Origin of the sequence: Methyloprofundus sedimenti, assembly GCF_002072955.1 — a bacterium.
Lineage (GTDB): Bacteria > Pseudomonadota > Gammaproteobacteria > Methylococcales > Methylomonadaceae > Methyloprofundus > Methyloprofundus sedimenti.
Window position 1 is genome coordinate 2,653,484 of sequence record NZ_LPUF01000001.1, and the last position, 23,129, is coordinate 2,676,612.

General features: G+C 39.8%; 20 protein-coding genes. 9 read left to right on the forward strand and 11 right to left on the reverse strand.

What is annotated here, in order from left to right:
* Positions 1-41: 41 nt before the first annotated feature.
* A complete protein-coding gene (locus AU255_RS20110) occupies positions 42-197 on the reverse strand; it encodes a hypothetical protein (RefSeq protein WP_158083110.1) in 156 nt (51 codons plus the stop codon).
* A 528-nt stretch (positions 198-725) separates the two neighbouring features.
* Here AU255_RS20110 and AU255_RS11785 point away from each other — a divergent pair.
* A complete protein-coding gene (locus tag AU255_RS11785) occupies positions 726-1,310 on the forward strand; it encodes a hypothetical protein (RefSeq protein WP_080523039.1) in 585 nt (194 codons plus the stop codon).
* Between the two features lie 848 nt (positions 1,311-2,158).
* Here AU255_RS11785 and AU255_RS11790 read toward each other — a convergent pair.
* Genes AU255_RS11790 through AU255_RS11800 form a run of 3 tightly spaced genes read right to left on the reverse strand, consistent with a single transcriptional unit; the run spans position 2,159 to position 4,201 of the window.
* Positions 2,159-2,635 carry a hypothetical protein gene (locus AU255_RS11790; RefSeq protein ID WP_080523040.1) on the reverse strand — a complete coding sequence of 159 codons (477 nt, stop codon included), beginning with the start codon at positions 2,633-2,635 and terminating at the stop codon, positions 2,159-2,161.
* Positions 2,636-2,687: 52 nt separating this feature from the next.
* On the reverse strand, positions 2,688-3,749 hold the full coding sequence (locus tag AU255_RS11795; protein WP_080523041.1) for a hypothetical protein: 1,062 nt from the start codon (positions 3,747-3,749) through the stop codon (positions 2,688-2,690).
* Between the two features lie 44 nt (positions 3,750-3,793).
* On the reverse strand, positions 3,794-4,201 hold the full coding sequence (locus AU255_RS11800) for a hypothetical protein (protein ID WP_080523042.1): 408 nt from the start codon (positions 4,199-4,201) through the stop codon (positions 3,794-3,796).
* A 486-nt stretch (positions 4,202-4,687) separates the two neighbouring features.
* Between AU255_RS11800 and AU255_RS11805 the strand changes: the two genes are divergently transcribed.
* Positions 4,688-4,975, forward strand: coding sequence for a hypothetical protein (locus AU255_RS11805; protein WP_080523043.1), 288 nt, complete (start codon positions 4,688-4,690; stop codon positions 4,973-4,975).
* Between the two features lie 241 nt (positions 4,976-5,216).
* Here the strand turns inward: AU255_RS11805 and AU255_RS11810 are convergent, their stop codons facing one another.
* The 4 genes from AU255_RS11810 to AU255_RS11825 all read right to left on the reverse strand — a co-directional run bounded on the left by AU255_RS11810 (position 5,217) and on the right by AU255_RS11825 (position 9,303).
* Positions 5,217-6,200 (reverse strand): hypothetical protein, encoded by a 984-nt coding sequence (locus tag AU255_RS11810; RefSeq protein WP_080523044.1) that lies wholly within the window; start codon positions 6,198-6,200, stop codon positions 5,217-5,219.
* A 563-nt stretch (positions 6,201-6,763) separates the two neighbouring features.
* Positions 6,764-7,597: a quinoprotein dehydrogenase-associated SoxYZ-like carrier gene (locus AU255_RS11815; protein ID WP_080523045.1), complete on the reverse strand. Its 834-nt coding sequence runs from the start codon at positions 7,595-7,597 to the stop codon at positions 6,764-6,766.
* A 21-nt stretch (positions 7,598-7,618) separates the two neighbouring features.
* Positions 7,619-8,266: a response regulator transcription factor gene (locus AU255_RS11820; RefSeq protein WP_080523046.1), complete on the reverse strand. Its 648-nt coding sequence runs from the start codon at positions 8,264-8,266 to the stop codon at positions 7,619-7,621.
* The gene (locus AU255_RS11825) at positions 8,263-9,303 is read right to left on the reverse strand and encodes a sensor histidine kinase (RefSeq protein ID WP_080523047.1); all 1,041 of its coding nucleotides are present in this window, start codon (positions 9,301-9,303) and stop codon (positions 8,263-8,265) included. The genes AU255_RS11820 and AU255_RS11825 overlap by 4 nt, the downstream gene beginning before the upstream one ends.
* 190 nt (positions 9,304-9,493) lie before the next feature.
* Here AU255_RS11825 and AU255_RS11830 point away from each other — a divergent pair, with 190 nt between their 5' ends.
* A complete protein-coding gene (locus tag AU255_RS11830) occupies positions 9,494-10,465 on the forward strand; it encodes an IS1595 family transposase (protein WP_080522391.1) in 972 nt (323 codons plus the stop codon).
* Between the two features lie 186 nt (positions 10,466-10,651).
* On the opposite strand, the gene AU255_RS11835 is transcribed toward AU255_RS11830, so the two are convergent.
* Together AU255_RS11835 and AU255_RS11840 are read right to left on the reverse strand one after the other, a co-directional pair.
* Positions 10,652-11,563: a quinoprotein relay system zinc metallohydrolase 2 gene (locus AU255_RS11835; protein WP_080523048.1), complete on the reverse strand. Its 912-nt coding sequence runs from the start codon at positions 11,561-11,563 to the stop codon at positions 10,652-10,654.
* A 27-nt stretch (positions 11,564-11,590) separates the two neighbouring features.
* Positions 11,591-12,487, reverse strand: coding sequence for a LysR family transcriptional regulator (locus AU255_RS11840; RefSeq protein WP_080523049.1), 897 nt, complete (start codon positions 12,485-12,487; stop codon positions 11,591-11,593).
* 211 nt (positions 12,488-12,698) lie between these two features.
* On the opposite strand from AU255_RS11840, the gene AU255_RS11845 reads away from it, so the two are divergent.
* The 6 genes from AU255_RS11845 to AU255_RS11870 all read left to right on the forward strand — a co-directional run bounded on the left by AU255_RS11845 (position 12,699) and on the right by AU255_RS11870 (position 20,411).
* Complete coding sequence (locus AU255_RS11845; RefSeq protein ID WP_198942597.1) at positions 12,699-14,396, forward strand: NAD(P)H-dependent oxidoreductase subunit E; 1,698 nt, start codon at positions 12,699-12,701, stop codon at positions 14,394-14,396.
* 13 nt (positions 14,397-14,409) lie between these two features.
* The gene (gene fdhF / locus AU255_RS11850) at positions 14,410-17,184 is read left to right on the forward strand and encodes a formate dehydrogenase subunit alpha (RefSeq protein ID WP_080523050.1); all 2,775 of its coding nucleotides are present in this window, start codon (positions 14,410-14,412) and stop codon (positions 17,182-17,184) included.
* A gap of 384 nt (positions 17,185-17,568) precedes the next feature.
* Positions 17,569-18,063 carry a low molecular weight protein-tyrosine-phosphatase gene (locus tag AU255_RS11855; RefSeq protein ID WP_233144625.1) on the forward strand — a complete coding sequence of 165 codons (495 nt, stop codon included), beginning with the start codon at positions 17,569-17,571 and terminating at the stop codon, positions 18,061-18,063.
* Positions 18,060-18,443 carry a Dabb family protein gene (locus AU255_RS11860; protein WP_080523051.1) on the forward strand — a complete coding sequence of 128 codons (384 nt, stop codon included), beginning with the start codon at positions 18,060-18,062 and terminating at the stop codon, positions 18,441-18,443. The genes AU255_RS11855 and AU255_RS11860 overlap by 4 nt, the downstream gene beginning before the upstream one ends.
* 9 nt (positions 18,444-18,452) lie before the next feature.
* Complete coding sequence (locus AU255_RS11865; protein ID WP_080523052.1) at positions 18,453-19,172, forward strand: dienelactone hydrolase family protein; 720 nt, start codon at positions 18,453-18,455, stop codon at positions 19,170-19,172.
* A gap of 519 nt (positions 19,173-19,691) precedes the next feature.
* Positions 19,692-20,411, forward strand: a complete 720-nt coding sequence (locus AU255_RS11870) for an rRNA pseudouridine synthase (RefSeq protein WP_080523053.1) — start codon at positions 19,692-19,694, stop codon at positions 20,409-20,411.
* Between the two features lie 441 nt (positions 20,412-20,852).
* Here AU255_RS11870 and AU255_RS11875 read toward each other — a convergent pair whose 3' ends face one another.
* Positions 20,853-22,124 carry a hypothetical protein gene (locus AU255_RS11875; protein WP_080523054.1) on the reverse strand — a complete coding sequence of 424 codons (1,272 nt, stop codon included), beginning with the start codon at positions 22,122-22,124 and terminating at the stop codon, positions 20,853-20,855.
* Between the last annotated feature and the right edge of the window lie 1,005 nt (positions 22,125-23,129).

The window sequence follows — 23,129 nt, forward strand, 5'->3', positions numbered from 1 at the left end:
AAGCATAGGCTGCTTAAATAAACTTGTCAATCCCAGTATCACTAAATTTGCGGCGCACGCTCTAAAAGATCACCTTCCCAACATCCGGCTAATGAAGCCAGTGTCGGTTTAGAGGTCGTTGGTACGGGTTCTGACGCTTCCTGTTCCATCGCAATAAAAATCACTTCAGTGCATCGATGGCATAATTCCAAAGGCACTGGAATTACCTCTTGCGGGTCATCTATAATTTCTAAAAAGTAAACCCCCAGCTGAACCGGGGGTTTACTTTTTAGAAATTACCAATATATGGTTATTGAAAACATGAGTTATTGTGCTATATATCAATAACCTATAAACAATAAATCCTTAAGTCAACAGCATTGTCTCGGAGTCCTCCCGGTGGGAGCGATGGCATACACTACGATTGATGCTGCCTGCTTCCCCACTGAGTACCTGCCGATCATGGGACACGCCGAGCCGATATCGTTTAATATAACGATGACGCCGGTTACCGACCCTCAGGATAAAGGGGTCAGCAAGGGATAAACAGGGATAAAGGGGTCAGAGCCATTTAATGTAAACCTCACATATAGTATATATTAACTTACTGATTATAAAAATTAAAAAATATCTATTAAAAAGGGCTTTGACCCCTTTTCTCCTTTAAGTAATAGCTTTCAGCCAGCACCATCCTCCCCCCGCGACTAATGCCGGCAGTTTCTAATATTTATACATAAGGAGTGCTCATGAGCATCGAAGATTTAAATTACCAAGCAAAAATCATTGCCCCAACTAAACAACTGTATGCACAACTTAGCAAGCAAGCGAATGAGCTACTTGCCCAAGCTAAAGAATCTGTCTTAGAACTTCATGCCAAAGTTGCTGAAACTGGCTTAGAATTTTATGAGCACCCAATAGACACGGCCACTCGCTGGCAAGCAGAAGCAACAGAAAAAGGCAATCAACTCTATGCTGATTTCAACGACAATATATTGCCAGCAGTCAAAGCAGATTATGACCAGCTGATTGTTACTATGATTGATTACGGACTACAATCGCGCCAAGCATTTCAAGTTTTCCTAGATAATCCAGAACAAATTACCGTTGAAGCATTTACCGCTCTTAATCAAAGCATAATGTTCTATCTAAATAAAACACTCGATATATCTTTAGTAGCACTTAAAGGAGTAAGCGATAAAGCTGATGAAATTATCAGCTTATTAATTAAACAACCCATGGAAACCATGGAAGCTTTCTATTACCAATCTCTAACTGCGCTGTTAAATAGCTATTTTGATATCGTTTCGTCAGCGCTTGTTTCACTTCAATAAAAAAGCGGGAATAACTTAGGAATGAGCATGAAATAAAACCAGCACTTTGGGGCGTATTACTTAGCTCGGGTAATGATGCCGAATAAAAGCAAGATGTCATCTCAAAGGAGAGATCTTGCTTTTTTGTGCTTTGACTCATAAAAAGATTCCTCCTAAGGTCGAAAACACGGGGTCAGGGGAGTAACTATGGCATACACCACGATTGATGCTGCCTGCTCCCCCACCCAGTACCTGCCGATCGTGGGACACGCCGAGCCGATGTCGTTTAATATAACGATGACGCCGGTTACCGACCCTCCGAGCTAGGAAATTCAAGTCTGAGAAGTCTCGGCATGTTATCAACTATAGCAATTCGCAGTTCAGGATCTGGTCCCGCGCGACTAAACTAGATGCGCTTCAAAGATAAACCCGATTGCTTACAGAGTATTTTTAGAGGCTATATAAATATATCGGTGGGCAGTGATGGATAACATACTTTCATATTGGGATAAAGGGGGCTGAGCCATTTAATGTAAACCTCATATATAGTAATATTAACTTACTGATTATAAAGATAAAAAATATCTATTAAAAAGGGCTTTGACCCCTTTCCTCCCAATGTGAATATACGCTATGAACCGGGGGCATGAACGGATGCCTCCTGGTGCATGAGACTAAAAAAGCATGATTGCAAGACATGAGCGTGTGCGATGTTTTAGTTTTCAATTGTTAAAAAATAACCTGAATTCGCAATTCAATTCGGGACTTGAACATCCCTCTGGAATTTGCAAGCTATTTTTCCTATCTGCTGGAGATAATACATCGGTATGGATTTATACAGCCCTGAATCAATTAAATATTTTAAGCTCTTATTCGTCTTTTTTTATCCAGTCGTTTATTACCTTTGCTTGTTCATTATCAAGTAATTCAGCAAATGCACCTTGTTTAAACCCATCTCTATTAAAATCTAGGAGGTTCGGGAACTTGACACCAGATTCTAAGATTTTGTGTTTTGCAACTGATGCAGATATTTTCGGAAAAAATGTAGCAATTATGTTTCCAAAAACAACTTTAACTTGAAAGCCATTGTATTCTCCCCCAGAGGCATCCTTTAACATTTTTACCGATGTAACTTGAACTTTATACTTGAACCACGATTGTGGTTTATCATCAGACTTACCACATATGATTAAATAATCGTTAACATCAACTAAGTCAAAGTCTGCGGCTAATTTTGTTTTGTTTTGATAATATAAAGGATGAGAATATACAACAGGTACCCCTTCATATTCTTCAACTGTTTTAACACATTGATTATGTGGAGCATAAATTAAGAATGTATTCATAATGGTTTATACCTGTAAAATTTGTAAAAAGAAGTTTAAGCACCTAATAAAGTTACATATTTTGTAAAAAAATACCTATATCTGAAAAATATTGGTTTGTAACCCCATGTGCAGCGGGATGGTTCATAATTAAATATTTAGTTTCCGTGTTATTCGCATAAAAGAACTTTCCTAAATGGGTATTAGATAACTGTAAATCTTGGCCTGCTATTTTTTTCCAGTAATCCACATAACTCATCCCATAAAATATAACTATCTCTGGTTGATGCACTTTTATTCGCTCTTTTAGATGCGCAATCCGTCGATCAACATTACTCAGTGTATATAACTCTCGAGACTTCAAAGTTTCAATATTAGAATATTTTCCATATAGCCAAGATGCTGCCGATGGTGATGGCAAAGGAAGTAGCTCTATAAGGCAGTGGTCACTGTTATGTCGAGCTAATTTATCTCTTTGATAAAGCTTACAGGCTTCAAGATCCGCATTTTTTCCTTGGTATGTAAGTAATATTCGGATTAATTGTTTCCAGGTATTCTGGAACTTTGGCTGTTGCCTAAAATACTCATCTACCTGGATTCCCGTGTGGAATAAGTAAATATCTTCTAATTCCGGTTTTAAGTGATGATTCCAAGTGTTGAGTCTGTTTTGAATTTCTAGCAATGAACTTCCACCACCTTCTTCCATGCCAATAAACCAGATATCTCCCTCATAATTACCATAACCGTAAAAAGATTCAATATATTTAGCCAGTAAAATATTATCGAGTTTATCTTCAAGTGTTGTAAAAGGAACTTGTTTAGGTTTCTCAGTATTTATATCTTCTTGTTCACTATCAGAGTTAACAGTTTTACATATCCGAAAAAAATTAAGTCTATCTTGTGTTGAAGAAGCTATTTCATAGCAATGCTTCAACTTAATAGCAACATCGTAATTGTTACCATTAATCTGATATTTAGCATTCTGTTTGGCTAAATATTTCTTATGAGAAACCAGGCTTGAATCTTTTCCTTTGACTCCTCCCCAGTGATGTATAGATTGAAAATGTGTATTAGTGAACCCCTGACTTTCAAGCTTTTCTAGAAGATCAAGTGTGTTTTGTGGTGAAACTTCCATAAGAGACCTCGATTGTTAAAAACACTATATTCTTTTTAAGTAGATTAAAAGAAAGGGTACTTTTCAGTGGTTTGTTTAATGGCTTGGTGTAAACCTATATCATCTAGAATTAAGGAGTCCAGCTGATGGATTCGTTGAGCAACAATATAATTTTGACTATTAGACTGATATGCACTTATTTTTTTCAAATAACTCATGTGCGCTTTCACTGATGCTTTACTTCCAAAGTGATGAAGTAATGAAAATGTTTTGTTATCCAAATTTAAACGGTTCATTTCTTCAATGGTATTTTCAGGTTTTAAAAATTCTTCACTAAGTCTTTGCTCTTTGAGTTTATCAACTAACGAACGAACTTTATCTACATCATCTTTATGAATTAGAAAGGTCGTGGATTTAAAGCCCATTCCACTCATTTTATTAAGATACTTTTGGACGGCTTCTATATTTGACATCTACTTAACTATTAAAATTTATTGTGTATGTTAAGGTGCATTTTAGTGATTTTGTTAATTTAGTCAACAATTAATTTTAACTGCGAAGTTGGTTGATTGATATTTTTTGAGTAGAGTTTATATACTTGAGGACAAATAACAGCTATTTATTGAGCACGTATTGACTATAAATTACTCAATAATGTATCGTTAGGGCTCATGGAATTTAGCATTGAGGGAGCCAATCAATTTAAATTTTCTCTAGTGTCTTGTCTGGTTGATCGTAAGCGAACGTTCGGCTCGAGAATAATTGAGTTTAGTTATTGAGATGTTAAACTGTCAGTTCATTACCAAAAGTAGTATCAGGGTGAAATTGAAAGCCCAATAGCCAGGAAAAACCGTGGCTTGAATGGGGCACAAGCTATTTGAAACCTCTATTGCATATTTCAATCCTGATTTTAACAACATTGTATCGACACTCCAGATAAATGATCATAGGATATAATTATGAAAAATAATTGGCCATATTTTGGATTAGTAATAGCACTTCTTTTTGCGTCAGGGGACCCCAAGGCAGAAGATATAGTGATATACGATAGTGGACTTATATACGAAAACTATTGGGGAGATTTTGATAGAGTCATTAAGCCCTATAAACGATCGTATAGGAGTAGTGATGATAATAGAAAGAAAAATAGATTAAGAGAAAATAAACGCTATCGTGTCAGAGAATATGATAATTATGATGAGGCGGATCAATACGCAGAAGATTTAATGAATGACTATTTCAGATGACTTATATTTTAAACATGTAGTATTTTTGTCTTAATCTCAATCAAAAGGGTCTCGATTGAAATTGCTTGTTTCAATCCCCGCTTTTGGCTGACAAGCGCCCATCCAGATTCGTAGTTTTAGGCGAATTATAGGGCTAGGCTGAATGGTCAGTAACCGACCCAAAGGGGGCATTCAATGAATTTCTTTAAATCGCCCGAGTCTATCTGCCTTGTTAGGTTTGTTATGGTTTATATGCTGAACCTTAATGTTTCTCGATAACCATACCATGAACAATGGTGAACCAGCTGAACTGTCTCACCATTCCACCAAATGCATTGCGTCCACGATAGTTACAGCCAACTTGCCATCCGTTCTTGTTTTGAGATACCGGCGTGCAATTATCAATTTCTATACTGTCGGGGTCATTTGCATACCTTTCAAGGTACCTTTCAACTTCTCGATAAGAACCATCCCAGGGACTTTGTACAGGAGCCTTACCAAACTTTGCAAGTTTTGCTTCACGTTCATTTCTACTTTTCTCTTCTTTGATTCGTAACTTTTCCTTTGCTTCTTTAACTTTCACTGAGTAAAAGCTAAGTTTATTTTTATATTTATCATCGTTAGGGTTATAGGCAACAAGTTCTTTGTACAAAGCCAAATTTGTTTCGTACTGTGATACAGGAATTTTTTTTAGTTTAGCAAGTATTTCTTTTGTCTTTTCCTTTACCTTCGCCTCTTCTTCTGCTTTTGCTATAGCTATCAACCCTGATTTTGCTTTTTCTTGCAAATCCATCAGTTCTTTGTTTTTAGAAGGCAAATATTTTTCAGATAGTGATACAACTCCTTTGTAGTCACTATTGCCTAATGCCATTTTAAGTTGATTTAATATCTTGGTTGAATTTTCATTAAAGTAGTCTAAGTTTTGTTGACGAATTGCAGCAACTTTTTCTGCTTTTTCTTGAGCTTTCTGTGCTATCAACTCTTGAGTGACTCTCTCTTGCTCTCGGTATTGATAATTAAAATACCCAAGCGCTATAAACAATACTAATATTGAAATACTTCTTATCTTTACCGAAAGTTTTTTTTTGGTTATTAAGTAAACAAAATTTCTAAATGGTGGGAGCAGTAATAGCGATATTAAAATAAACGACAGCCCGTGCGAGGGAACTCCAAAAAGAATAACTATTCCTATCAACAAGAACAAGACACCAAAAAACCAATTTAAGGCAAGATACACATACTTCATTCATTTTCTCCGTCTAGTACTCACGCATCTTTATGATGATTAACCAGTTGTTACTCAGTAGGTATTAGTTTTTTTGCTCTATACATTTTGAGGTATTAAAATTTTATTCCATGAGGAATAATCAGTTTTACAGCAGTAACCCAACGTATGATGGTTCTTTGTCGAACTTGACATTTATCGTATCTCAAAGCTTAATAGCGCATCGTTTTCTGCCTTCGTTAAATTGCTTTATTATCTTATTTTAAAGCAGTTATTGTAGAATTTTTTACCCTTATATCAATTTACCTGCCCTCAATTTTTGTTAAATTTCTATATAAGTTGCCAATTTTATAGCTGACTCTATACTAGAAACTTTGACTTTTAATTCTCCTCTGACGTTCTCTTCAGGGAAAATAGAGGATCAGGTCCCGAATTGCGAATTCTGGTTATTTTTTAACAATTGAAAAACTAGAATATCGCACACGCTCAGCTCTTGCAATCATGCTTTTATAGTCTCATGCACCAGGAGGCATTTGTTCATGCCCCCGGTTCATAGCGAATATTCACATTGCATTGTTTTGTAATCAAGGAGAAACAGTATAAGATTGGGTATATGTCTTACCAGGCTGACAAACATTGCGGCTCACTGGACTTTCACAGGAAGTATCGGTAATTTCCGCCTTTAACTCGCCTTTTTGTGTAGGCACAAAATAAAACCGGAAATTAGGATCGCTACTGATCGCAATATCAGTTTTAGCAGTCAGGATGGGCTTATCGTTAAAGCTCACTTTAATCTGTTTAATAAAATGCGCCCTTCTGGTAAATCGTGTCACTTGATCCATTTGCATACCGGTAACATTGGGGTGGCTAATTAATAACTGCGCCATCGTCGGTTTACCATCTTGTATATCGTCATCCAGTCTAAATTTCATTTTACCCAGGCGCTGCATAGCTGCATCATAGTCAGCGCCTATCGGTGCAGAACAACCGCCACTGGCTTTAACAAATTTTTTGACCATAAACAAATCGCCGTTGTTCATTTCGGCAATTGCTCGAATATAGCTATAGGTATTTACCCGTACACGCATGGCAATATCAGCTTTACCGCTATCCGGCGTAAATTCAAATTCACCAATTAAGGGTACCGGATTCTTGTCAATTAATAATACAATTCGTTTAATATATTTATCTTTGCTCTGGTTAAAGCTTGCTGTTACTTTAATTGGCACCAGCGCAGGGTCTTCTGCTCGCACGGGTGCAGTGAGTTGAATTACCGCATCACCTTGTTGAATGGTTTTTCCTGCAAAGAACTGTGGCTGTAACACCTGATTCCAGATAGTTTCATCTGTTGCTGCATAGGATAAGTTTGGCATGGCAAAAACAGCCATGAAACATAAAACAATTTTTTGTATTTTCATAAACACACTCTATATAAGAATTTAATGATTGACCATGCCAGACAATAACGCAATATGGGTAAGTTCTGCAACTGTTTGCACATTTAATTTTTTCTTTATCTGTGTACTATAATTTGCAATGGTTTTATAACTCAAGCACAGTTCTGCAGAAATTTTATGTGCAGTTTTACCTTTGGCTAACAATATAAAAATATCGAACTCTCTACTGGATAAGGTATCTATTATCATTTGATGATCAACGGGCACTGTATTATTTTCCTCAGTCATGCTTTGGCTTAAAGCCTCTTCGATATAGGTCCCTCCATTGAAAATATGCTGTATGGCATCAATTAATATATCAGCGGCACTGTTTTTACTAATAAACCCTTTTGCCCCGGCCTTGATAGCCTGATTAATAAATACCTGCTCATTATGGACACTGAATACCAGAATTCTGGCGTCACTATCCCGTGCACAAATCCGACGAATAGCCTCAAGGCCTCCAATCCCCGGCATGGAAATATCCATTACCATAATATCAGGTTGTCTGGTTTTATATAATTGCATGGCTTCCTCGCCGCGCTCAGCTTCGGCAACTACCTCAATCTGATCATAGGTTGCCAATAACATTTTAAACCCGGCTCGCACGACAGCATGATCATCAACCAGAATTACTTTAATTTTCTTCATAGCGGGATTATTGCCATTATTGTCATTCCTTGCTGTGCGTATGAATTAATCTTTAGTTCCCCTCCGAGCGTTGTAACTCTCTCTTGCATCCCACGTAAACCAAAGCCTGATTTTATACTTTCCATATCACACCCCTGACCGTCATCCTTTACGCTTAAATAGACACTATTATTTTCAATGCTGAGCTCGATAGCAACATGCCGTGCATTAGCATGGCGTACAATATTTGTCAGACATTCCTGTATAACTCGAAACAAATGAATGGTAACGTCCTGTTGCAAAACATCAACCCTATCAGAGCATTCGACTGATACACTGATATTCGGGTTCCTGCTCTGCCATTGCTTAAGCATATTATCTAACGCGGCTTTTAAGCCAAGCTCAGTTAATATCAATGGATGTAGTTGATGCATCATCGTGCGTACAACCTGCATTAAATGATCACAGATTTCTGATATCGATTGAGTTATTTTCAGCGTGTCAGATTTTGGATGCCTTGCAGTGACCGCCATTACTTTAATAGCGGTCAGTGATTGCCCTAATTCATCATGCAACTCTTGCGCAAGATGTTGTCGCTCCTTTTCCTGAATATTCAACAGGTGTTTTGTTAACGCGCTATTTTCCTGCTGGGCGAGTCTTAGCTCAGCTGTCATATGATTTATTGCATTGGCAATACTGTCGTATTCCAGCGTATTAAATTCAGGTAATTGATATTTATAATTACCTTTTTCAATGGCCTGTAGTCCATCAACAATTTGCTCTATAGATTTTAGCGAGCGGTTAAATGCCAGATTTACAGTAATAAATGCCAGTATGGTAAATAACACAAAAGACAGAAAAAACACTATCGTTTCTTGCCAGACTTCGGTAATTTCATCCAGTGGATTCGCTTGAATAGTTAATATACTCTGCTGATCATCAGCGCTGGTAAAGGGATATTCAGTGTGCGAATAAGAGCCACTTACTAATTTTATAAACCACCCAGGAGGTATATCCTGAGGTTGATCCAGAGCATTATCTCTGACCAGACTAATCACCTTGCCAGAAGGTTTTTTTAACTGGATATTTAAATGTCGTATAGCGTTAAGTGCGGTGAGTTGCTTGATCCAGTCCCGATTATTCCAGCTTTGCGCAGTATTGTTTTTGGCTATGTCACCGTAAAGTATGGAATTTCATATAACAAGAGCGTATAAGTAAATAAAGCCCATGTAAATTAAGGAGATAGTTATGAAAGCCCCAGAGTTTTTAGAGTTCATTTCCGAAATAAATCAACTTGACCACCATCAACGCACTGTTCTAACGAAAGCACTGGATCAACTAGAGGACGAACCTAAGGTTTTTGATTTAATTGAAACAATATTTGATAGCAAAGGTAAATGCCCTCATTGCTCCCATACCGAAAGCCACAGGCATGGAATAAAAGATGGCCTTCAGCGCTACCGCTGTAAAGCCTGCAAAAAGACATTTAATGCTTTGACAGGAACGCCTCTTGCTCATCTACGCCTCAAGTCAAAGTGGCTTGATTACTTAGGAGCTATCGCAGAATCATTGACTGTCCGGCAGGCAGCTAAAGAAATTAATGTGCATCGAAATACAACCTTTCGATGGCGGCACCGTTTTTTAAGCTGGATTCAGCAGGATCGTCCCAGTGCTCTTCATGGCATTACAGAAGCTGATGAAACCTACTTACTTGAGTCACATAAAGGAGAACGCCATCTCAATCGTCAACCAAGGAAACGAGGGGGCTGTGCGACTAAGCGAGGGATTTCTGATGAGCAAATGTGCATTTTAATTGCTCGTGATCGCTCAAAACAAACCGTAGATTTTGTGACAGGTAATGGCCCAATAAGCAAAATTGTTCTTGATACGCATTTAAAGCCAATACTAGACCAGGATGCCCTCCTTGTGAGTGATGGCAATCCAACTTATGGTGCATTTTGTAAAGCTGAAAAAGTATCTCATGAAATCGTTAACATGAGTCAAGGGCAGCGGGTGACTAAAGGGGCCTATCATATACAAAATGTCAATGCATACCACCACCGTTTTAAATCATGGCTAGACCGCTTTCATGGTGTAGCCACCAAGTATTTACCTAATTATTTGGCTTGGTGCAGAATTATGGATCGGAACCACAATCTAACCCCTGAGCAATTGTTACATTCTGCTCTGGGTGATTTTCAATACTTAACGGTGACATAGCCTTGTTTTTATAACTAAATTCAAAAAGCTGGACAGCCAGTTTAACGGAAGAGGCAACTTCATTGTTAATGGCGTTACGTGCATGCCAGATAGAAATTGAACCACCCAGCAGCAGGATGCAAATAGCCGATATAAAAATCCTTAGATTTATTTGATAACGTAAACTCTTGCTGAATTTTTGCTGTTTTAATCTTCCCATTCTAGTTCAGCATAGGCGCTACTAAGATTTTTCTTATGAAAATCATTGAATAATTGCCATTGTTTTTTATCCGGGTAACTCACTTTTTGCAGAACATCTTCCAGATAAACCCCCTGCTTAATTTTGCTACGAATAACACTTGCCAAAAATTGCAGATATCGCTTTTCTGGTTGCATACTTTCTGGCCAGTCACGCACGATAGGGCCATGCCCAGGGATAACAACATCAAACTGGCGCTTTTCAAGTTTATCTATTTCAGTCAGCCAGCCTTTCAAACTTCCATCTAACACGGGCAAGTGACCGACAAATAATAAATCCGACAACCAGAGAGTATTGGTTTTTTGATCTAATACACTCAAATCATTATCAGTATGGGCAGTAGGATGTGCAGTAAGCGTTAATAATCGTCCTCCTAGATCCAGTTCCAAAGTGTTCGCAACCGTAATAGTTGGAGCAATAATATCTTTTTCAGTCAGCTCGATACCAATTTGCTCTTTAGAACGCGCAATGTAAAAAGGCCCTCTTTCAGCCATTGCTCTGGCCAGCTTTTTATGACCGATAAATTTTATATTGGCTATATTTTTGAACGCACTATTTCCAAATATATGATCGGGATGAACATGGGTATTTATCACATAACAAACCGGTACCCTGGTGATTTTTTTTATGCTCTGTTTTAATTGCCTCCCTTGCGCTGGCGTTCCGCCGCTATCAATGACAGCCACACAACTACCACCAACTATAAAGCCTATATTGGCAATCTCATCATGGTTATGTATATCGGGTAGCTCTACCAGCCCTTGATGGACGTAAATACCTTGCGCAACCTGCTTGATATTAAAAGCAGCCCAGACAGGAATTGAACATAAAAATATAATTATCAATAAGGCATAGCGCACTTGTTTACTCCAAAATTAGCTAACGAATTACAGGGTGCTCTCTTTCATACATAATGCCAGAAAAGCTTTGGTAGCCCTGGATTGTAAGGCAGGTTTGGGTGCAATAATATTTAATTGCCAGGTCAATCCCTGGCCTGGGCCTATTCTACGTGACACTAGCCCTTTAACTTCATTCTTCAAAGCTAATGATGAAGAAAAGCCTATACCTAACCCTGCTCTCACTGATTCTTTAACAGCCGAAACCCCTGTCACTTCGATATTCACGGGCGCGGTAATTCCTGCAGCTGATAAGGCGGACTCAATGACATGCCTGCCCCCTGAACTTCGCTCACGCCAGATAACCTGATGTTGCGTAAAAACCTCCAAAGGTACAAAATCCGTATATTGAGTGATAAGCACATGATTTTCAGGTAAAACCAGCACGACTTCATCCTTCTGCCAAGGGATAATTTGATAATTACTAGGCAACTCAACACCATGCAATGAACCTTCAATAAAACCTAAATCCAGGCTATATAAATTTTCCAGGGTTCCTGCAGTATCCAGCGTTTTCATAAAAACTTGCACGCCTTCATAATTAGTCTGTAATTCGACAACAAATTTAGGCAAATAATAACTGGCAATAGTCATGGTTGCACCGATACGCAAAACACCGGTACTTATTTTTTGCAAATTACGCACATACTCCAGAGCCTGATTAAAACAGCTATCCATCTTATCTGCATACCTTAATAATCCCTGACCTGCTGCGGTTAATTCAATCTGATGTCCTTTACGCTCATATAACGGCTCACCAACAAAAGTCTGCAGTAATTTTAATTGACCTGAGACTGCTGGCTGCCCTATATTCAAATGCTGGGCTGTTAAGGTAATACTTTTTAATCGAGCAACAACGGCGAAAGTAAGTAAATGCTGAGGGTTCAATATGGATTCCTGAATTTATGAGCGGTCAAAATTTGTTTTCTCTGATAATATCATTTTTTGTGATACACATCTAAAGAAAAGAATACTTGAACAGAAGATAACAGTTTTGTTAAAGTGAATAAAATTAGCCATATTAATAGATAATAAAAAATACATTTGGCGCATAATTAGCGGCTGAATCAAAATAACGTAAGAGTTGGGGGAAAAACGAGTGGCAGTCATTACTATAAGCCCGGATCAAATTAGCAAGAAAAAACGCAAAGGCCCAAAAGGTCACTCCGTTGATCATATGGCATTAGAGCAAATTCAATCGCTCCTGGCGAATGAGTCTCGTCAACGCGATTTATTGATAGAGCATTTACATAAAATCCAGGACACATATCAATATATATCCTCTAAACATCTCGTTGCACTTGCACACGAAATGAACCTTTCCCCTGCTGAAGTCTTTGAAGTCGCTTCTTTTTATCATCATTTCGATGTAGTAAAGGAAGGGCAAACGCCCCCACCCGCTTTAACTGTTCGTGTCTGTGAATCGCTCTCTTGTTCAATGTCTGGATCTAATGAACTTACAGAAGCTCTAAGCAATGGCTTGAATGCTGAACAGGTTAGAGTGCAAAAAGTTCCTTGTGTAGGCCGTTGCCAACACGCACCAGTCGCAGTTGTTGGACAGAAAGCAATAGATAATGCGACTCCTGAAACCGTTATTGCTGCTGTCAATAATAACGATATTAAAGCGGATATTACTGATTACATCAGTATGGAACAATATCAATCAGATCAGGGCTATCAAACACTTAAAGGCGTTTTAGAAGGCACCATTAGCACTGAAAGTGTTATCAAGAAAATGGAAGATTCCGGTCTGCGTGGTTTAGGAGGAGCCGGGTTTCCGGCAGGCAGAAAGTGGCGTATCGTAAATGGCTTTGCCGGGCCGCGTTTAATGGCTGTAAATATCGACGAAGGTGAACCGGGTACTTTTAAAGATCGTCACTATCTGGAATCTGATCCGCATCGATTTTTAGAAGGCATGTTAATTGCTGCATTATGCGTAGGCTGTGACGAAGTCTATATTTATCTACGTGATGAATATGCTGGCTGTCGTGAGATTCTAACAAAAGAAATTGCTAATCTACAAAACAACCCGCCGTCTGATAAATATCGTTTACCACCTATTCATTTACGTCGAGGCGCAGGGGCTTATATTTGCGGCGAAGAATCAGCAATGGTTGAATCAATAGAAGGCAAACGGGGTATGCCTCGCCTAAGACCTCCCTTCCTTGCAGAAGTGGGCTTATTCGGTCGCCCTACCCTCGAACACAATATGGAATCAGTATACTGGGTGCGTAATATTGTTGAAAAAGGCCCTGAATGGTTTACTTCACATGGTCGAAATGGACGCAAAGGCTTACGTTCTTTTTCTATTTCAGGCCGTGTCAATAAACCGGGAGTGCATTTAGCTCCTGCAGGTACCACTATGCGCGAATTGATTGAAGAGTTCTGTGGTGGTATGCAAGAAGGACATAAATTCTACGGCTATTTCCCCGGCGGTGCGTCCGGCGGAATTTTACCCGAGTCAATGGCAGACATCCCAATGGATTTTGACACTTTAAATGAACACGGTTGTTTTATCGGTTCTGCTGCTGTTGTTGTTTTCTCTGAGCAGGATAGCGCCAGGAAATTAGCCATCAATGCGATGAAATTCTTTGAAGAAGAGTCTTGTGGCCAATGCACACCTTGTCGTGTTGGTACTGCAAAAGCAGCGGTTCTTATGCAACAGGAAAACTGGGATACCGATTTACTGGAAGAATTATCCTCAGTGATGGTCGATGCATCTATCTGCGGATTAGGGCAAGCTGCGCCTAACCCCTTACGCTGTGCTATCAAGTACTTCCCAGAAGAGATTAATTAATAGGTAATAAAACATGGCTGCTAATCCGGACACATTAAACCAACCCATGATCAACTTCACTCTTGATGGCGAAGAAGTCTCAGCTTTTGCAGATGAAACAATTCTGCAAACAGCAAAACGTCATAATAAAGAAATTCCACATCTTTGCTATAAGGAAGGCCTGCGCGCTGATGGTAACTGTCGAGCCTGCGTAGTTGAAATCGAAGGCGAAAGAACCCTGGCGCCTTCATGCTGCCGTATGCCAACAGCAGGTATGAAAGTGCAGGCCAGCAGCGAGCGCGCTATTAGATCCCAAAAAATGGTTCTTGAACTGCTTAAGTCTGATATACCTGATCAGGGTGAATCACCTTACAAAATAGATTCTGAACTGGACCAGTGGGTTAAAAAACTGCAAGTAGGTGCGCCACGTTTTACATCGCGCGCTCAACCCGCCGCAGACTTATCCCACCCGGCTATCGCAGTCAATATGGATGCCTGTATTCAGTGTACCCGTTGTCTTCGCGCCTGCCGTGAAGAACAAATGAATGATGTAATCGGTTTCGCTAACCGTGGCGCACATGCTGAAATCGTCTTTGATATTGCAGACCCGATGGCAGCGAGTAGCTGTGTTGCCTGCGGTGAATGTGTACAAGTCTGCCCAACCGGAGCATTAATGCCGGCCAATAATGTCGGTCTTGAAGTAGTAGATAAAACGGTTAATTCAACCTGCCCTTATTGTGGTGTCGGTTGTTTAATCAAATACCACGTTAAAGACGATCAAATTCTTTATACCGAAGGCCGTGATGGTGATACCAATAAATTTCGCCTGTGTGTTAAAGGACGATACGGTTTCAACTATATACACAATCCATTACGTTTAACCAAACCCTTAATAAGGCGCGAAGGTGTTGCCAAGACCACTGAATTATTAGATCCGAATGATTTGGATACTATATTCCGTGAGGCAAGCTGGGATGAAGCTTTAGATTTCGCTGCTGGCGGTCTGATAAAGATTCGCGATGAAAAAGGGAAAAAAGCTTTGGCCGGCTTGGGTTCAGCCAAAGGCAGTAATGAAGAAGCCTATTTATTTCAAAAACTGGTCAGAACCGGTTTTGGTTCAAACAATGTCGACCACTGTACGCGCCTTTGCCATGCCTCCTCTGTTGTTGCCTTATTAGAATGTCTAGGCTCCGGCGCGGTATCCAACCCTGTTGAAGATGTAAAATTAGCCGACGTTGTTATTATTATTGGTTCTAACCCAACAGTTAACCACCCTGTTGGCGCAACTTTTATGAAAAATGCGACTAAAACGGGTACCAAGATCATTTTAATTGATCCAAACCGTACGGCTATTGCAAAATACGCCTCCCATGTCCTGCAGTTCCGCCCAGATACTGATGTTGCTTTACTAAACGGAATCATGCACGTAATTCTCGATGAAGGCCTGCAAAATGATGCTTACATCAAAAAATACACCGAAGATTTCGAGTATATGAAGCAACACTTGAAAGATTATAGCCCTGAAAAAGTTGCGCCCATTTGTGGCATTGATGCTGAAACATTGCGTGAAATTGCCAGATTGTATGCGACATCAAAAAACTCAATGATTTTATGGGGCATGGGTATTTCGCAACATATCCATGGAACTGATAATTCACGCTGCTTAATTGCCATGGCCTTAATGACGGGACAAATTGGTCGACCTGGTACAGGCTTGCACCCATTACGCGGACAAAATAACGTACAGGGCGCATCTGATGTCGGTTTGATTCCAATGGTCTACCCGGATTATGAGCCTGTCGAAGATCCAGTAAATCAGGCTAAATATGAAAAACTGTGGAATGTAAAATTAGATCCAAAGCGTGGTTTAACGACCGTGGAAATGATTCATGCCATTTTAGACAATGAAATATATGGCATGTTTGTCGAAGGTGAAAACCCGGCCATGTCGGATCCTAACCAGAACCATGTACGTGAGGCTTTTTCCAAATTAGAACATTTGGTGGTGCAAGATATATTTTTAACCGAAACAGCAGGCTTTGCCGATGTAATTCTGCCCGCGTCTGCCTTTTATGAAAAAACCGGCACCTTCTCGAACACTGATCGACGTGTGCAAATGGGACGCCAGGCCGTTAACCCGCCAGGTGATGCCAAACAGGATTTATGGATTCTGCAGGAAGTTGCCAATCGTTTAGGGTGTGGCTGGACTTATCAGGGCCCTGAAGACGTGTTTGAAGAAATGCGTTTGGCAATGGGCAGTATCGCCGGGATGACATGGGATAGATTAGAAAATGAAGATTCCTTGACTTACCCATTAGAAAATGTCGGCGACCCGGGTGAACCTATTATTTTTACCGACGGATTTCCTACTGAATCAGGAAAAGGACGCTTCGTCCCTGCATCCTATATTCATGCCGATGAAATGCCTGATGATGAATATCCGCTTATCTTTATCACCGGTCGCCAGTTAGAACATTGGCATACAGGTAGTATGACACGCCACTCACCTACTCTGGATGCCATAGAGCCAGATCCTGTGGTTATGGTACATCCGGAAGATTTACATAAACTAGGTATACAACCAGGCGACATTATTACTATACAATCCAGACGCGGAAAAATATCCGCTTATGCGCGTGCTGATATAGGTATACAAAAAGGCAGCCTGTTTATGGCTTTTTGTTATAACGAAGCGAGTGCCAATTTAATTACCAATGAAGCACTAGACCCCTCGGCCAAAATTCCGGAATTCAAATTCTGTGCGGTTAAAGCTAGTGCAGGTGGAGAAATCTCAGTGCGTATAAACTAAACATTTTTGTCGCATCATTACACAATTAATGGTGCGACAAACTTTAAATTTTTTTATACTACGGCTAGTCAACAGCTGAATAATAATCGTTGCTATCCTGTAGCTGCTGAATTACGACCCTTTATAACAACACAGCCACCACTGAAATCAAACCCTCATAAATAAATTCTGACAAAGAATTTGTTTGCTTATCTCATTATCTGATTTTAGTAAGTGCGATCCTTAGGCTCAAGCACTGAATGAGCGAATATTTTTATGCAACTAAATCATTGACCTATGAGTAAATCCACGGAATATCCGCGAGAATAAACCCATATTTTTTAGTAAATGAAGTGTTATACACAACAGTAAACCATCATAATCAGTAAATAACTCAAGATAATCATGAGCAATAAAAAACAAGTAAAAGTACTTTTCGTGTGCATGGGCAACATATGTCGATCGCCTAGCGCTGAAGGTGTGTTTAAAAAATTAATCAAAGAACAACAACTGGAAAAAAGCTTTGCAATTGATTCAGCGGGCACACATGCATACCATATTGGAGATGCCCCTGATTTACGTTCACAAAAAGCTGCAAAAGAGCGTAATGTAGACTTAAGTCATTTACGTGCCCGGAAATTTATTATGGGCGATTTTGAGGACTATGATTACTTGCTGGCAATGGATGAAGAGAATCAAGCCATTATGATGGAAGCTTGTCCCGAAAAATATCAACACAAAATAAAATTATTTCTGGAGTATGCGCCACATTTAGAAACAAATGAAGTACCGGACCCTTATTTTGGCGGTACTTATGGATTTGAAAAGGTGCTGGATTTAATCGAAGAGGCCTCAACCGGCTTTTTAGAACAACTAAAGAAATCAGGAGAAATCACATGAAAAAATATCTACAAAGCTTAATGTTCCTGGTCTTAATATTCACTGTCACTATCAGCCACGCGCAAGAGGATTCGCGTGTCAGTCATGTTGTAGTGGTCTGGTTAAAAGAACCGGGTAATACGCAAATGCGTGAGCAGTTCATTAATGCCAGTCGTGCTCTGGAAACATTGCCTGGCGTACTGTCTCGTCATGTCAGTGCGGTTATTCCCAGTGACCGGCCTAAAGTTGATGATACTTTCGATGTTGCTGTAACAGTCACATTTAAAAATGCTGAAGCGCTTAAAAACTACATGCGAAACCAAAAACATAAAGATATGCTAAACAAGCAACTTAAACCTCTGGTGAATAGAATCGTAGTCTATAATTTTGGTAATATTTGAGCTATTATCATGGGAATAATTTCTAATACAGTTAATTATTTGGATGGCGGCACCTTATTGCAGGCTTTTTTTGCTTATGACGATACCATCGAAGGTAGACGACCTGCGGTATTAATCGCTCATACCTGGTGTGGTCGTGATGAATTTGTCAATAATAAAGCCAGACAACTCGCTGAATTAGGCTATGTCGCTTTTGCGCTGGATATGTATGGCCACGGAGTTTTGGGTAAAACGCCCGAAGAAAATGCGGCACTAATGCAACCCTTTATTGATGACCGGAGTGCATTACAGCAGCGTATCGATGCCGCTCTCTATGCCGTCAGGTTGCTACCCTGGGTCGATGATTCCAAAGTGGCTGCCATCGGCTTTTGTTTTGGCGGGCTGTGTGTTTTAGATTTAGCGCGTATGGGCGCAGATCTAAAAGGAGTGGTCAGCTTTCATGGTATATTAAATGAGCCTCAAAACAAGGCAACAAAACCTGTGCTTGCTAAAGTCCTGGCTTTGCATGGCCATGATGATCCTATGGCATCAGATGCTCTGGTCTCAGCTTTTTGCCAGGAAATGACAGATTTGCAAGTCGATTGGCAATTACATCAATATGGCAATACCGTGCATGCTTTTACTAATCCTCTTGCTAACGCCCCTGCTTTAGGCACTGTTTATAATCAAATCGCAGATAAACGCTCATGGCAAAGTATGAAAAACTTTCTTGATGAGATATTTGCCTAAAAGTTTAAGACCTTGTCAGTGCAAAGTTAATACAGTGACATAGGCAGTTCAGCCTGGTAGGGTGGGCAAACAGCTTTACCGTTTGCCCACCATTTGCCGATAAAACAAGGTGAGCATAAAAACATTGCCCACCCTACCTGAATATCCCCTTGATACGTTATTCATCACACATAGACTGTGCCGCTAAGAACACGCAGAAAGAACGCTATACTGCTCACGAATTTAAACATTATGCATCGCGCAATAAATAACCTACCCCATATTACGCAGGATTTTTGTTTGCCTTCAAGCTGTAGAAATAGGCACATAGCAAGCTACGTAACTATTTCTACAACGCAGCAGATGGACAAAAAGAATAGCAAGATGGGTGGGGTATTTGTTGCGAGTTGCCTTAGCCAATACTTTAGGTTTAGCTGATGGATATGCGTCATTAAGAGCTTTTTATAGAATAGAGATTATGGAAAAGATATTGATAAAAAACATAATAAATAAAAGTTTGAGATTACCAGTGGTCATTTTATGAGCGCAGCAATACGTCTTGATAAACATTTGGTCGCATTGATTAAATGTTCCCGTGGTGAAGCCCAAAAGTATATTGAAGGGGGCTGGGTTCTGGTTGATGGCGTGATAGTGGATCAGCCGCAATTTAAAATATTAGAGCAAAAGGTTGAATTACACGCGGATGCGACTTTAACGGCTGTCCTGCCACGTACACTATTGCTAAATTTACCCGAAGGATTTGATGTCAGTTCACCCATAGCGCCGCTGCAACTGATTACACCTGAGACGCATACACAAGATGACCGCTCCGGTATTCGCGTACTTAAACGCCATTTTGCAAGACTTACACCGACAACACCTATTGAGCCTGGCGCGACAGGTTTAATGGTGTTTTCTCAAGATGGAAAAATCGTGCGTAAATTGGTTGAGGATGCAAAAACCATTGAGCAGGAATATATTGCTGATGTCAGCGGAGATATTGATCCGAATGGCCTGCAAAAACTAAACGCCCCGATGAAACAAAATGGCTGGCTGTTGCCTGCCGCGAAAGTCAGCTGGCAAAGTGAAACACGGCTGCGTTTTGCGCTAAAAAATGTCCATTCAGGCCAGATTAGGTTTATGTGTACAAGTGTAGGTTTAACCGTAGTCACAATGACACGCTTGCGTATAGGTCGTGTGTCTATGGGTAAATTACCACCCGGAGAATGGCGTTATCTGCCTGAAGATAAGTGGTTTTAAGCTGCTACGGAAATTGAACATAATTCGAATTAGCCTGCATCAATAGTGCAGATATGGTTTTGAGAAAGGCTTGACAACAACTAATGAAGCACTGCATCCTAATTATTAGATCACGTAGTAGCCGCGTGCGGCGAAATGTACCATGAAAGAATTGAGAAAGGGATGAAGACTTGTTGGTTTACTCGACGAGCTCTGTATTGATAATACGCTCAAGGTGAACGATCTAATGAAAGCTTCTTGCAGATTCCGCATTGGCTCCCAATAACCGTGCGTCCCTATTAGATAGCTACCGGGGGTTCTATAGACATCCGTGCTTCCGCCTGCTTTTTCCCTTTTCACAAGGCAAAGGCTAGATGTTCGCCAGCTATCTGACTATATCACGCCAGTCATATCACTTCGCCTGTGCTCAGTGTCCATAACTTTCAGTGTCAGATGGTAATTTTATTCAACTTTATCTGCATTCCACTGTATAGAATTCATAGTACCTTTACATAAGTTTGCTCCTTGCCCACTGACCCACCCTTCGCCTTTGCTAAAATCTTTAGGAAGATCAGCCAATGTGGGGCCAAATTTACGGGTCTTACATCCTTTAGCGTCTGGGTTGTTACAACAACATTTCATTGTTGCTACATGTTTCTTTATCAATGCTGAATCCATAATTAAAGGAGGCATCCATTTGCTACTGGTACTCCTGGTTAGCCAGGTATGCAACGTTGTACTCGGGCGGCCTGTGGCGAAATCAATGCTGTCACCACAAGTCCCCGAGGTGGTCATATTGTGACACTGTGTGCAGAGTTGCGGCATACCATCAATTGCTTCAGTCGTGACCTGTAAAAAATCAGCATCACGAAAACGATCTATAAAGGGTTTGCCTACGGGTAACATGGGTAATTTCGACATTGCCTGAATGCGAGGTAATCCTTGTTTTGAATTGATATAAGGGCTGTATTTAAAGCCATGTGCATTATGACAATCAATGCAGCCTGCATTCGCGGTGAAACCTGGAGATTTAAAAGCCTGATTAGCATTCCGATACCAGAGTTCTTCAGGAAAGTCTTTTGGTGGTCTTGCCTGATCCGGGTTGTACTTATTTAGATAATCACTTTTCCCCGGTAACTGCGCATCCAGCGGCGGTAAAAAACCAGTAACAGCATCTCCATATTGTGTGAGGTAGCAACTTTTTCCTGTGTGGGTGTTACGTAGTATGACGCCTATATCGTTAAAAGTATTATACAAATAGTAAAGCTCTGTCTTTTCAGCTCCATGCGCATTGTCATACTGCTCTTTTCTCTGTTGTTGGTTCATTCCCAGGTTGGTTTTGGTTTTTCGAAACCAGGTTTTATTGAGCTGGTTTCCCTTTTGCCGGCAATTTAATACCATGACATTTTCATTATCCAGTTGTAAAACCTGTATATGCGAATATGTCCAACACCCCATATCACCTCCCAGCCAATGTGGATTGTCGCATTTTTTCGCACTTGAGAGTTCATCCCAGTTATCTCTTTGGATTTCATGCTTATCTACAAAAATCGGTATTTGCTCACCATCCAGACATGAGAGTAGAGGTAATTTCCGGGTGATGCCAAGCTCAGCCTTGCATTCTTTAACATACTGATACACATCATAATTTGATGAAATTTCCTGATTAACCGGTGCCAAGAAAAAAAACAAGCAAATAAGAATAATAACTACTGAGATTAGTAATTTTTTCATGAATTATTAGCTCCAATTAAGCGGAAAATTGGCATTGTTAAACAGGTCGTTATGTTTTATCTCAGAATTCTATGTCCAGCTATACAGAGACTGTATCTATCAAAACCTCATTAGAGTCTAGATATTATGTGAATAAATTACCTCAAAATGAATTGAAATAAAAATTTTTTTATAGCCGACGACTTTAAGCTCTTGAAAAAGTATCAAAAGCGCCTTACATTTATCTAATGAGTAGTGAATAGAAAATAAGCAAACTGATTATTTATACTTCTCGCGGCCACAAATGCGGTTGTATATTTCTAAAAACTTAATTTTGTATACAACTGTAGGGCGGTAGCTTATGTATATTACCCAATACATTAAAACCAGACTCGAAATTTCCTCCATCTTCTTATTCGCGCTGACTTTATTTAGCAGTGCTACTTTGATGTTTGTTTTACAACCCATGTTTGGTAAAGCGCTCTTACCATTATTTGGAGGCTCAGCTTCTGTTTGGAACACCTGCATGGTTTTTTATCAGAGCATACTCTTTTTGGGCTATTTTTATGCTCATCTACTGTCCACTCATTTCAGTTATCGCAAACAGTTTCTGGTACATTGCACGCTATTAATTGTTAGCCTTAGCTTTTTACCTGTAGGCATTCCAGAAAATAGCTCGCCCCCAGCGGGAAGTAACCCAAGCCTTTGGTTATTATCAAGTTTATTGGTTTCTATCGGACTTCCTTTTTTTATTTTGTCGACTACCTCACCCTTATTACAAAAATGGTTTTCCCGCATTGGACATCAGACAAGTAATGATCCCTATTATCTTTCAATAGCAAGTAACAGCGGCAGTTTACTGGCCTTGCTAAGTTACCCATTTATACTGGAGCCTAACCTGGGCTTAACTCAGCAACAGCAGATCTGGAGCAGTAGCTTTCTTTTTTTATGTGCCTCAATCTTATTATGCATGACTCAATTAAAGTCCCATCAACTTCAAACGAGCAACATTAAAAAATCATCGAC